Here is a 12,385-nt window from a genome sequence, read left to right as displayed (position 1 = left end):
ACTTGTCTGGTCGAGTCTAGTACACACTTTGAGGTAACCATCTTACTTTATTGTGTGTATTTTCATTTACCAAAGCCTGCAACATAATGTTGATATCAACTATACGGGGTTAAAGGAGATTTCATTATGAAGACACTGGTGATTCTGGCGCATCCCAATCTGGAGGGTTCAAGGGTAAACCTGAGATGGAAAGAAGAGCTGCTGCAATATCCAAACGATGTTACCCTTCACGAGCTTTACAAAGTGTATCCTGACTGGAGCATTGATGTTCCAGCCGAGCAACAACGATTAGAGGCACATGACCATATTGTCTTTCAATTCCCGCTATATTGGTACAGCTATCCGCCTTTATTGAAGAAGTGGTTTGATGATGTCTTCACTCACGGATGGGCCTACGGTTCAAAAGGCGACAGACTTAAAGGGAAGAGGCTGGGCCTCGCCATGTCCATCGGGGATAAGCAGGAAAATTATCTGCCTGAGGGCTCCGTTTCTTTTACCGTAGATCAGGTTACGACGCCTTTCAAAGCCAGCATAAAACATGTAGGTGCAGTAGCATTACCATATTTCGCCGTCTTCGGAGCTTCCTTTCAGGCCAGCGATGCGGAAATAGATCAAAGTGCAAGGGATTATATCAGCTATATTAATAAGTATAGATGGCAGTGACTAAGCGGGAGTAACCTGCTAACGAATGGCTTTGACTTCTTTGCTGTTCCAACTTTGCACAAATTACTCATGCCCCCTGTTCATGATTCATATAGAATAGCTCTTGTAAGCAACGAAAGGAGCTCATCAACTATGATATTAAATGTACAGGACGTATCCATACGTTACCATAAAGCCAACAATAATGCGGTGTCCAAAGCCTCATTCTCCATTGAAGACAACAGCATTGTATCCATTGTAGGGCATAACGGGGCAGGAAAAAGCACCTTGATTCAAGCCATTATGCAAAACTTAAACTATGCAGGCACCATTACATATGGTTTTAATAAAAAGGAGATCTATAAATACATCCGGGTGCAGACTCAGACATCCACGTTCGAAAAAAACGCCAAGGTGAAGGATATTGTACAGCTCTATATTGAACTGCTGGATAGCCGGGAGACGGTGGATGAGCTTCTGCAAAGTGTGCAAATGCTGCCCTTTAAGAATTCCTTTCTTGAGAAGCTGTCCGGCGGGGAAAAGCAAAAAATCGCGGTGCTGCTGGCGACTATCGGCAATCCTAAGCTAATTATTCTCGATGAGCTTACGACAGGACTGGACGTGATGTCCCGCAGAATGATTTGGGATCTCCTGAACAAAATCCGCAAGGAAAAAGGCGTCAGTATGCTGCTGACCAGCCACTTTTTAGATGAGGTGGAGTACTTGTCCGACTATGTGATTGTCCTTGAACAGGGTATGGTCAAGCTGCAGGGGACTGTTCCTGATCTGATCAATGATGCCTTTGCGGGGCATAAACTAGCGACCTGTCTTGTGGATTCCAGCTTCAGCTTCTCCTCCCTGAAATATGCGTATAAGCAGCAAAGCAATAAACTAATGATTGAATACAAAGAAGAAAACGAAAAGGCTGTATTCGATAACCTGAAAATATGCGGGGGATACGATATCCAGCTGCAGAAACGGACGTTTGAGGATGCTTTTCTAAAAATGATTGGCTATGAGCTGGACGAGAAAGGAGAAACCAAATGAAACCCGTAATAAGCTTAACCAAATATAATTTCAAGCTGTTGTTCAGAGATAAATCGTCTGTCCTTATGGCCTTCTTGATGCCGATCGGCTTTTATATTTTATTCGGATATATGCTGCAAAATGTGGAGTTCAGCGGCTCGTCATTATCTGACCTGCTTATCCCGCTGTACATTATCATTATTATAGGCAATGCAGTTATTAGTGTGTTCGGCACGTTTTATGTACAGGCGAGGGAAAGCGGCAACCTGCAAAAATTCAAGTTCATGGGTGTCAGCGAGCTCTGCTTCTCCTTCACTTTATTCGTGGCTACCTTTGCCTTTCAGCTGATCGTCATTGTCGCTTTCATTGTGTTTACTTGTTTCTATAAGGGAACCGTATTCCCGCTGCAAAATACCATCCCGGTCCTTGTTACCCTTGCCGTTATTGAGGTGTTTCATTTCGCCGTTACGTTCCTGTTAACCTCTATTCTCAGAAAGGCTTCGATCTATAATCCGATCTCCTTGGCTTTTTATATGTTCCAGATGTTCCTTGGCGGCTTAACGTTCCCGATTGAAATGTTCCCGCAGTTCCTGCAAAAGCTGGTGTATTATATCAATCCGGTCATCTACGGACGAAATGCTTTGCTGGCGGCTTGGACTGGCAACTCTGCATTCGGTAGTGTGGTTAAAGATAACGTGATCCTGCTCGCCATCTCTGCTCTGCTTGTCATCGCAGCGGTCTGTGTTCAGCGCTTTATTTTCTCCCAAAAGACATCTGCAGCATTGGCGCAATAAATAATAAAGGCATCCACAGCGGATGCCTTTTTCCTTTTCACCGATTGTTCGACAGCTTAATCACGCCCAGCTCGATCCCCTTCACAATAGCAGCAACGGTGGAGTTCACCATCAGCTTATCGTTGATCGACATCAGATGATTGTTTACTGTGCGCCTGCTGATAAACAGCTTATCGGCAATCACCTGCTGCGTATCCCCGTTGCTTGCATACTGCAAAATCTCCTTTTCGCGCGGGGTCAGCTCCTCAATCACATCATCATCCTTATTTTCCATAAAGATGGTGCCGCCCTGCTCGAGCTGCTTGATGCTGTCGATCAGATGTTCAACGGACATATTTTTATCTAAAAAGCCCTTGGCCCCCATGCGCTTCGCTTCCAGATTGTATTCATGCAGATTGTATCCGGATAAAAAGGCGACCTTCTGCTCAGGAAAATGGTATAGCACCTCCCGGCACACATCGAGTCCGCTATAAGTGCCCATATGAATATCCAGCAGAATCAAATCGGGCTTTTCCTGCTGCACAATTTCCGTTATGTTGTCCGGTGTCTGGAAGCACAGAAATTCATCGATATGGTTCGCCATGACAATTTCCAGGCTTTTTGCAAACAGCTTATGATCATCAAATAAGAGTACCTTCATGTGTTCTCCTTGGAAGTCGTAGTGTGAACAACTTATAATCCTCGTGCTGGGCCCATTCAAAAGCGCCTCCAAGCGAGCCCGCCTGCTGCTTCAAGCTGGATATCCCCAAATGCTTAATTTTACCCTCCATGTCCTCCTGCACGAGTGGCTTGCCATCCTCTTTCACTTCCATAATCCAGTGGTCCGCGGTATACAAATGAATCCAGATCTGATTGGCCTCCGCATATTTACAGGTGTTCGTCAGGAGTTCCTGCAACGTACGGTACAATAAATACGCAGACTGCTCATCCATCCGCTCGAAAATTTCATACTGAATATGGGGATTTGGAATGCTGCCATACCGCTTACGCATCTCATCAAGCAGGATATGAATATTCCGCTCAAAAGACAGATCAGCAAGGGTAGACGGATAAATCTCATGCATTTGCGAGCGTATCGACGTATTCAGTTCACCCAAGGTTTCTACCGCCAGTTCCTTCAGCGCAGACTGCTCTGTTGGTAAAGTGGCTACGATATTTTTGGTCGCAATGATGTTTTGCAGAATGTTATCGTGCAGATAATACGTGACCTCTTTGCGGAATCTAAGCTCCTCACTGAAATTCTCGCCTTGTTCAGCATCCGGCAGCTTCATCCTGCCCATCTCTTCCCATTGGCTAAGCTTGTCCTGCATATACCGGGTTAAGGCGTATGCCGTATAGTAGTGCCTGGGCGTGAAGGACTGGTGTGTATGGGTTTCGTGAATCAACAGCTGGACTTCTCCTGCATAAAGCGACTTGCCTGACTTAAACTCAGGTTCAAGAAAGACGCCGCTGGTGTACATGACCTCGTCCTGATATAAGACTTTGATGCCGTCATTCGGAAACATAGGGGCCAGCTTGGAATCAAAACCAGACCAGGACAATCCCTTCTCCTGCTGGCTAAGTGCATCCTCCCATTGCTTCACGAACCAGTCACCCAGCCCGTCCTGGAGTGTTGCATACTTAGCTTGGATTACCCGCTGTATATGGAAGCATACTGCAAAGGCGATCACTAATAACATCAGGCTGCCTGCTAAATAAACTGCGAACGGGCTGCTGTCACCTGAATAAACCCGCTTATAGCTGGCTATGGAGTAGCCAAACAACATACCTGTCATACATAGGAAAATAATAGCTTCAGAGTAAAGTATGCGGAATAACACCTGTTGTATTGTCGCTGACACCACATACATAACAAAGATCAGAAAGCTCACCGGCAATGTGAAAATGGTATTTTCCTGATAAGGAAAAAGAACCGGGGACACGCAGGCTGCAATCGCTAAGCTATGTAGTAACCCTAATATAATCACGTTCCATTTTTGCATCGTATTCAGCTCTGCATGCAGCACCATCACAATGGCATATAGAGTGCAGACCGTAAATAATAGGACCGGATTTAGCGCAAATGCCGCCACTATGCTGGCTAACAGGGCGATATAATGTAGCATTTTAATCCAAGGCTGAATGGCCTTTCGCCTCATATAATAAATAGACACTGTGATAAAAATAAAAGCTGAGCTATAAATTAAATAAGGGTGGCTCTCATAAAACAAAAACATCCATAAAAAAAGATGAATGGGAATATAGTATTCCGGCTTTGCACCATTGGCAAAAAACAAATAGATGCACAGCAGTACGTTACCGATCACAAACACAAACAGGTAATGCGCCGGAAGAACGATCACTTTATTTTGAAATAGGCAAATTAACACTAAAACAACGGAGTAAATAAAAAATAGCATTTTGGTGCTGGCGTGCATGTGGGTTCCGGATATTTTATGCGGCATTGGATGGCTCCTGCTCTTCTGGCTGTGCTTTCTTCATTATTTTACATAGTCTGCTTTTAAAATACTGTATATTTCTAAATCGATAATACCTTTACCCGCCCATAGTGCGGCTTGCCTCAATGTTCCTTCCTTGATGAATCCATTCTTTAACAATACCTTCTTTGAAGCCTCATTTAAAGGCATCACTTCTGCCTGAATTCTATTGATGCTGCCATCCTTAAACAAATAATCGATCAGAATACGCACTGCTTCAGCAGCAATCCCTTTTCCCCAGTGCAATTCGGACAAAAAGTATCCAATAGTCACTCCGTTCACCTTTTGATTAAAGTCGAACGCTTCGATAATTCCCAGTAACCGTTCGGGTTCAGCATATGCAAAGATCCCCCACTTGACCTTTGACCTTTTATTGTAGTCTCTCTCAAAATGGCCAATCATATTGTTAACAGTGTCTTTATTGTGTTTGGGTATAATACCACAGTATTTAAATACCTTGTCATTGTTATAGATTTCAAAAACCTCTTCAAGATGATGATTTTCAATCTTCTTCAATAGCAAACGATCTGATTTCAGGCCAGGAAGCTGCCCAAAAACGGCTTCAATGTTCATTCCGCCACCACCCCATATTATTCTGTTACTAGCAGTTCATTATAAGAGCTCATTTCTCTGTTTCTATTGTAACCCTGCATCGGTGCTGACGCTGCTTGCATCTTGCTGAAAGGTAATGAGAAATTGCTTTTTCCCTTAATATATCGAAAAAAAATTGGGAGCATTAGCGTTCATATTCTCCCCGCTCGCAGTAACAAAACAATGCCCTTCCCTTCCAGAAAATAGATCACTTCTCATTCATACCTATTACATGGCAATCCTTATGATGATTATTTGTTATTCAGGTATTCATCCGCTATCTTTCTGCATATATCCTTCGAATCGTAATCAGTATCTATCAAATATTTAATAAATATATCTTCAACTTCCGTACTGTCTATAGATGCCAAATAACGAAAAGCGTCCTCAATCAGCACCTTCCAATTCATATCGTTGATGATTTTCTTAGATAACCCGAACGCTTTTTCAGGCTCCTGCAACTGCAGTTTCTTGAAAATCATCTCCAACTCAAATTCAGCATCATCATCCCGCCTGGCCATGATTTCAATGATTCGTTCATCTGAAATATCTCCCGCCATATCAGAAAATGCAATTGACAAATAGTCAGGATAAATTCTTGTGCCACAATCCATACTTTTGGAAGGCGCACTATGTACCCAAGCGTTCTGACAACCCTTTAGCAGCTCCTCAACCTCATCAATCTCAAGCTTTGAATTTCGCGATTCGAATACCTTTTTAAGATATTTATGAATTCTCTCAGGTTTGCTAAATAAGCTAAAATCATATATTTCGCCGCCAGCATACATTTTATCCGGCTTTTTGTCTTGGTTGAATCCGAATCCTGTAACTTTTATTATTGTTAAACAATCGAAATTTTTATTTTCTATATAAGCTGCAGTAGCCCTATGGTGTCCATCTAATAAGGTACTCATAAACCCCTCGTAATAATAAGCAAGTCCTGTCATAGTTGTACCATTCTTCATCTGATTCAAGTAATAATTAACCCTGTCCTCATTAAAACAATTAACACTCTGGGAAGGAAGTATGAATTTTGGAGTCCCCGAGCTAACATGAAACTTATAATATACATCTGCGGTTGCTTTATAAAGCTTCTTAAATTCGGGTAAATTCCAAAAAAAATGTCCGTCACCATCAGTTGGAATCATTTCTATACGTGTAAGCAAGTAATATCCGTCTTCCAAGATAGAAAGCATAGGTTTAACATTTTTAAAAGCATCGGTTATATCATTATTTAGTTCTTGTGAATACTTAATTGTATCAATTAAGCCCGGATCAACGTGCTCTCTGCCTAATCCAATACTTAAAATCTTAGCGCATGTAGGACAGTACAGCTCTTCTCCGTAGTTATTTATCAGTGGTTTATTATCTAGCAACAAAAATCCGTATGTCTCACCGCTTTTATCCGTTCCATACTTAGCAGACAATTTCGCCGTCCCTTTATTTACTCTAAATAGAAGGGCATCATTTCCCCATCTATTATGACTACCAGGAATCAAATCCTCAAATTCAACCGGCTCCGAAAAATTCAAAAGCTTCACTCTATCCCCCCTACAGACTTGCTATACTTATATTGTAAGTTATAACACCTTATTGGGGGACACTAAAAATGAGTTATCGTATACAGTTCACCATTACGGACGACGAGCACGCGGATCTAAAAGAGCAGGCATTTGCAGCTGGTTATCCGAATGTCCATGAATTTTGTAAATCAAGAGCATTAAACGGTTGAAGAGCTGAAGCCTGACGAAAAAATTAACGAACAGCTAAATGCGGGGGGAATCCTATGAAAAAAGCAGAAGCAACACTTGTGGACTGGGCAATCGTTTTATACCCCGATGTTTACAAGGCAACAGAAAATCTTAACACAGTCTTTGCTGCATTAAATTGCGGGCATACGGTTGCTCTTTTCGGGAGGGCTAAGGATGATCCGAGATTCAATGCAGAAACTGGTGAGCTTAAGAATGGCCACCGCCTAATCACAAGTCCTATTATCGCGGTCCAGGACGGAAAATATCACACTGAAAACACTATTTATACCCTCAAGGAAGAAGAGAAAAACAAAGAATTCAAAAAGTGGTGCGAGGAAAACCAGTACAGAGAAATTCCTTTAGCCGAAGTGCGTGATAAGAATGAAAACCAAAGCGGTATAATTCTCCGCCACATCTGTGAATGCTGCGGGAAAGAGCAAACCATCAGTTCCGAAGAAGCCCATGCTCAAGGGTGGGATTACCCTCCAAAAATGGGTTCGTTCAAAATCGTATCGCCGAGGACCTGCGGGGAGTGCGTAATACAAAATACTTTATGGTTTGAGATAACCTGCAATAAGACTCCTCTAGGCCAATTAAGCGAACGGCATCAGCAGACGCTTGAACGAATTTTGACTGAACCGGAAAGCATAATGCCCTAACCCTACATACAAACGCAAACAGTTAGCGATGCTCAAGCTGTCTTATTAGCATAGACATCTGTACGGTTCATAAGAAAAGCCGATTGATCGAAACATTTCGGCTTTCTTGCGAACCTATTCAATGAAGATGTGTACTGTCCGATATTGATAATAGAGACATAGTGATAGGTAGTAATAGAAGGGCACGAATACATAATGGAATGTTCCAGGCTAAGGGTAGTCAAAGAAGCGAATGTCACAGGGATCATTCATGTTATTTATTTAAAATTTTAATTATTACTATTTAAGGAGAAATTTATGAAGAAAAATTTTAAAACGAAATCAATTTCGATCCTATCTACAGCTGCTTTGCTTGGTGCCCTGGTACCGCATACATCTGCAGCGGAGTCTTTGACCGATATCTCAAACAGCTATGCCAAAGATGCCATTATTGAGCTAGTCGAAAAAGGAATTATCAATGGTACTGGTGACGGTAAATTCAATCCGACAAGTAATATTAAACGACAGGACTTTGCTATTATACTGGCAAAGGCTCTCAATTTGAACCTTAGCAACCCTCCACAATCATCTACTTTCACAGACGTCCCGGTAAATAGTTATGCCTTTTCTGCTGTAGAAGCTGCTGTTAAAGCAGGCCTTCTTAAAGGTATGGGTCATGGAATATTTGGTATCAATCAAAACCTCACCCGTGAACAAATGGCTGTAATCTTTGTGAATGCACTAGGCGTTAACAGTGCCGGAAAAGGACAGAATTTAACATTATCAGACGCTAATTCAATTGCCAGCTGGGCTAAAGATGCAGTTGGTGCTGCCGTTGAATTGGGACTTATGAAGGGAAATCCCGATGGCACCTTCAACCCTGTTAATAATGCAAGCCGTCAGGATGTAGCTATTGTCGCTTCTAAGTTTTTAACCGAAAAGACTAAGATTGATGAACAAAAGTCTGTGACACCGACACCAACGCCGACGATTACACCAACAACAACGCCGACGCCGACAACTACACCTATATCTACACCAACAACAACGACAGCACCGACATCGGTAGCGACACCAATACCTACATCTACACCAATACCTACATCTACACCTATACCAACACCAACGCCGACACCTATATCTACACCAACAACAACGCCGGCACCTACTCCAACCCCGACACCACAAAATACAGTAGATCTAGAAGCAGCAACCCTTGTGAAGGACCAAATCGCTGCCTTGCCTGTAAAAGCAGAAGTCATTCTAGCCAACAAAACAGCTATCGTTAAAGCACGTACGGATTTGGAGGCTTTAACACCAGCCCAGAAGACGCTGGTAGGAGACATTTCTAGATTGACGGATGCGGAGGCCGCTATTGCTGAGCTGGAAGCTCAAGCTGCTTTTGATCTGGCTGCAGCAACCCTTGTGAAGGACCAAATCGCTGCCTTGCCTGCAAAAGCAGAACTTACTCTAGCCAACAAAACAGCTGTCGTTAAAGCACGTACAGATTTGGAGGCTTTAACACCAGCTCAGAAGACGCTGGTAGGAGACATTTCTAGATTGACAGATGCTGAGTCAGCTATTGCTGAGCTGGAAGCTCAAGCTGCTCTTGACCTGGCTGCAGCAACTCAGGTGAAAGAACAAATCGCTGCCCTGCCTGCAAAAGCTGAAGTCACTCTAGCCAACAAAACAGCTGTCGTTAAAGCACGTACAGATTTGGAGGCTTTAACACCAGCCCAGAAGACGCTGGTAGGTGATATTACTAGATTGACGGATGCGGAGGCCGCTATTGCTGATTTGGAAGCTCAAGCTGCTCTTGACCTGGCTGCAGCAACTCAGGTGAAAGAACAAATCGCTGCCCTGCCTGCAAAAGCTGAAGTCACTCTGGCCAACAAAACAGCTGTCGTTAAAGCACGTACGGATTTGGAGGCTTTAACACCAGCGCAGAAGACGCTGGTAGGAGACATTTCTAGATTGACAGATGCTGAGTCAGCTATTGCTGAGCTGGAAGCTCAAGCTGCTCTTGACCTGGCTGCAGCAACTCAGGTGAAAGAACAAATCGCAGCCCTGCCTGCAAAAGCTGAAGTCATTCTGGCCAACAAAACAGCTGTCGTTAAAGCACGTACGGATTTGGAGGCTTTAACACCAGCCCAGAAGACGCTGGTAGGTGATATTGCTAGATTGACGGATGCGGAGGCCGCTATTGCTGAGCTGGAAGCTCAAGCTGCTCTTGATCTGGCTGCAGCAACCCTTGTGAAGGACCAAATCGCTGCCTTGCCTGTAAAAGCAGAAGTCATTCTAGCCAACAAAACAGCTATCGTTAAAGCACGTACGGATTTGGAGGCTTTAACACCAGCCCAGAAGACGCTGGTAGGTGATATTACTAGATTGACGGATGCGGAGGCCGCTATTGCTGAGCTGGAAGCTCAAGCTGCTCTTGATCTGGCTGCAGCAACCCTTGTGAAGGACCAAATCGCTGCCTTGCCTGTAAAAGCAGAACTTACTCTAGCCAACAAAACAGCTGTCGTTAAAGCACGTACAGATTTGGAGGCTTTAACACCAGCCCAGAAGACGCTGGTAGGTGATATTACTAGATTGACGGATACGGAGGCCGCTATTGCTGATCTGGAAGCTCAAGCTGCTCTTGATCTGGCTGCAGCAACCCTTGTGAAGGACCAAATCGCTGCCTTGCCTGTAAAAGCAGAACTTACTCTAGCCAACAAAACAGCTGTCGTTAAAGCACGTACAGATTTGGAGGCTTTAACACCAGCCCAGAAGACGCTGGTAGGAGACATTTCTAGATTGACAGATGCTGAGTCAGCTATTGCTGAGCTGGAAGCTCAAGCTGCTCTTGACCTGGCTGCAGCAACTCAGGTGAAAGAACAAATCGCTGCCCTGCCTGCAAAAGCTGAAGTCACTCTAGCTAACAAAACAGCTGTAGTTAAAGCACGTATGGATTTTAATCACTTAACACCCGCCCAGAAGACGCTGGTTGGAGATATTGCTAGATTGACGGATGCGGAGGCAGCGATTGCTGAACTCGAAGCTCAAGCTGCTCTTGACCTGGCTGCAGCAACTCAGGTGAAAGAACAAATCGCTGCCCTGCCTGCAAAAGCTGAAGTCACTCTAGCCAACAAAACAGCTGTCGTTAAAGCACGTACGGATTTGGATGCCTTAACACCTGCCCAGAAGACGCTGGTAGGAAATATTGCTAGATTGACAGATGCTGAGGCCGCTATTGCTGAGCTGGAAGCTCAAGCTGCTCTTGACCTGGCTGCAGCAACCCAGGTGAAAGAGCAAATCGCAGCCCTGCCTGCAAAAGCTGAAGTCACTCTGGCCAACAAAACAGCTGTCGTTAAAGCACGTACGGATTTGGAGGCTTTAACACCAGCCCAGAAGACGCTGGTAGGAGATATTTCTAGATTGACGGATGCGGAGGCCGCTATTGCTGAGCTGGAATTAGTAGCAATGGCTAAACAGAATTTAAATGTAACGTACAATGGAACCGATGATAAAGTTACATTGCCAAGTATTCAAAGTGGCGCCGCTGTTACTTGGATATTAAAAGATTCAGTGCAATCATCAATTGTAAATATTTCTACGGGAAGTATTAACCGAGTAGGATTACCAGCTGATACTGATGTAGTGCTCATAGCGACAATTACCTCAGGAGCTGTTTCTGACACAAAAGAATTTACAATCAATGTTCAAGCTGAGAATATTGAACCCGTGAGTATTACAAGTAAAGCCATAACAAATTTTGACTTCTCATTGGAGTATGCTACACAAGCGAGGAAAGAAAGCAAAAAGATAACCTCAACGGATTTCCAAAGTAATCCAAAACATTTCACTATAAGTGATGGAACGGTTACTATTCCCGTTGACCTAACCTGGAATATTCCTTTAAATGGATTTAGCTCAGGACAGGTATTGGGCTCTGCGGTAGATAGTTTTATCCAAGACTATTATAATGCACATGGAATCAATTTAGGGAACCGGACATTAGCTGGAATGGGGTTCGGAGACACGTTCTTTATAACCACCTTTAAAACTGGATCAGATGCTTCTGTTACATTAGGCGGGAATGACTGGTCATTTTTCTTTGATAATAACCATTACACCGGTACTGACGAAGATAGCTCCAAAAACCGTACATTTAACGTCAGTGACGGCACCAACACAGCAACTATTTTGTTAGAATGGGAGTATATCGATATGGACGACTTGGTTAGTGATCTAAATTATCAACTAGCTTCAGTATCCGTCACAGCAAAAAAAGTAAATGACACCCAATTCCAACTTGTTGCAAACTCTCCAGAGATAACATTAACCATTACTGGAGCAGATAAAGGCCAGTTCTTCGAAAATTAGGCCACGAACAGACAATTCCTCCAATTGCCGCTGTCTCCAATTTTCCGGTTTAAACCGCTAAGCGATCGAAATTCGGAGACAGCATATCTTTTCGA

At 43.5% G+C, this 12,385-nt stretch carries 10 protein-coding genes; 6 read left to right on the top strand and 4 right to left on the bottom strand.

All coding sequences use genetic code 11. The features are described from left to right. Positions 1–126 precede the first annotated feature (126 nt). From AC4G46_RS03540 to AC4G46_RS03530, 3 genes are all read left to right on the top strand, one after another. Positions 127–663, top strand: coding sequence for an NAD(P)H-dependent oxidoreductase (locus AC4G46_RS03540; RefSeq protein ID WP_491126714.1), 537 nt, complete (start codon positions 127–129; stop codon positions 661–663). A 132-nt stretch (positions 664–795) separates the two neighbouring features. Then, positions 796–1,689 carry an ATP-binding cassette domain-containing protein gene (locus AC4G46_RS03535; protein WP_491126713.1) on the top strand — a complete coding sequence of 298 codons (894 nt, stop codon included), beginning with the start codon at positions 796–798 and terminating at the stop codon, positions 1,687–1,689. Continuing rightward, on the top strand, positions 1,686–2,462 hold the full coding sequence (locus AC4G46_RS03530; RefSeq protein WP_491126712.1) for an ABC transporter permease: 777 nt from the start codon (positions 1,686–1,688) through the stop codon (positions 2,460–2,462). The genes AC4G46_RS03535 and AC4G46_RS03530 overlap by 4 nt, the downstream gene beginning before the upstream one ends. A gap of 37 nt (positions 2,463–2,499) precedes the next feature. Here the strand turns inward: AC4G46_RS03530 and AC4G46_RS03525 are convergent, their stop codons facing one another. The 4 genes from AC4G46_RS03525 to AC4G46_RS03510 all read right to left on the bottom strand — a co-directional run bounded on the left by AC4G46_RS03525 (position 2,500) and on the right by AC4G46_RS03510 (position 7,071). Then, on the bottom strand, positions 2,500–3,102 hold the full coding sequence (locus AC4G46_RS03525; RefSeq protein ID WP_491126711.1) for a response regulator transcription factor: 603 nt from the start codon (positions 3,100–3,102) through the stop codon (positions 2,500–2,502). Further along, on the bottom strand, positions 3,083–4,906 hold the full coding sequence (locus AC4G46_RS03520) for a sensor histidine kinase (protein ID WP_491126710.1): 1,824 nt from the start codon (positions 4,904–4,906) through the stop codon (positions 3,083–3,085). Before AC4G46_RS03520 ends, AC4G46_RS03525 begins: the two co-directional genes overlap by 20 nt. 36 nt (positions 4,907–4,942) lie before the next feature. Beyond that, a complete protein-coding gene (locus AC4G46_RS03515; RefSeq protein ID WP_491126709.1) occupies positions 4,943–5,512 on the bottom strand; it encodes a GNAT family N-acetyltransferase in 570 nt (189 codons plus the stop codon). Positions 5,513–5,781: 269 nt separating this feature from the next. Then, a complete protein-coding gene (locus tag AC4G46_RS03510; protein ID WP_491126708.1) occupies positions 5,782–7,071 on the bottom strand; it encodes a hypothetical protein in 1,290 nt (429 codons plus the stop codon). 68 nt (positions 7,072–7,139) lie between these two features. Between AC4G46_RS03510 and AC4G46_RS03505 the strand changes: the two genes are divergently transcribed. The 3 genes from AC4G46_RS03505 to AC4G46_RS03495 all read left to right on the top strand — a co-directional run bounded on the left by AC4G46_RS03505 (position 7,140) and on the right by AC4G46_RS03495 (position 12,290). Then, complete coding sequence (locus AC4G46_RS03505; protein ID WP_491126707.1) at positions 7,140–7,262, top strand: hypothetical protein; 123 nt, start codon at positions 7,140–7,142, stop codon at positions 7,260–7,262. A gap of 54 nt (positions 7,263–7,316) precedes the next feature. Further along, entirely contained in the window at positions 7,317–7,940 is a 624-nt protein-coding gene (locus AC4G46_RS03500) for a hypothetical protein (protein ID WP_491126706.1), read from the top strand. A gap of 297 nt (positions 7,941–8,237) precedes the next feature. Next, a complete protein-coding gene (locus AC4G46_RS03495) occupies positions 8,238–12,290 on the top strand; it encodes an S-layer homology domain-containing protein (RefSeq protein ID WP_491126705.1) in 4,053 nt (1,350 codons plus the stop codon). Positions 12,291–12,385 lie beyond the last annotated feature (95 nt).

It is taken from the genome of Paenibacillus sp. fava2 (genome assembly GCF_058313675.1).
This window is presented reverse-complemented; position numbering and strand designations above follow the sequence as displayed.

Bases quoted from the DNA above. Each gene is read 5' to 3' on its own strand.
- AC4G46_RS03540 (WP_491126714.1), top strand. From the start codon at position 127: ATGAAGACACTGGTGATTCTGGCGCATCCCAATCTGGAGGGTTCAAGG.
- AC4G46_RS03535 (WP_491126713.1), top strand. From the start codon at position 796: ATGATATTAAATGTACAGGACGTATCCATACGTTACCATAAAGCCAAC.
- AC4G46_RS03530 (WP_491126712.1), top strand. From the start codon at position 1,686: ATGAAACCCGTAATAAGCTTAACCAAATATAATTTCAAGCTGTTGTTC.
- AC4G46_RS03525 (WP_491126711.1), bottom strand. From the start codon at position 3,102: ATGAAGGTACTCTTATTTGATGATCATAAGCTGTTTGCAAAAAGCCTG.
- AC4G46_RS03520 (WP_491126710.1), bottom strand. From the start codon at position 4,906: ATGCCGCATAAAATATCCGGAACCCACATGCACGCCAGCACCAAAATG.
- AC4G46_RS03515 (WP_491126709.1), bottom strand. From the start codon at position 5,512: ATGAACATTGAAGCCGTTTTTGGGCAGCTTCCTGGCCTGAAATCAGAT.
- AC4G46_RS03505 (WP_491126707.1), top strand. From the start codon at position 7,140: ATGAGTTATCGTATACAGTTCACCATTACGGACGACGAGCACGCGGAT.
- AC4G46_RS03500 (WP_491126706.1), top strand. From the start codon at position 7,317: ATGAAAAAAGCAGAAGCAACACTTGTGGACTGGGCAATCGTTTTATAC.
- AC4G46_RS03495 (WP_491126705.1), top strand. From the start codon at position 8,238: ATGAAGAAAAATTTTAAAACGAAATCAATTTCGATCCTATCTACAGCT.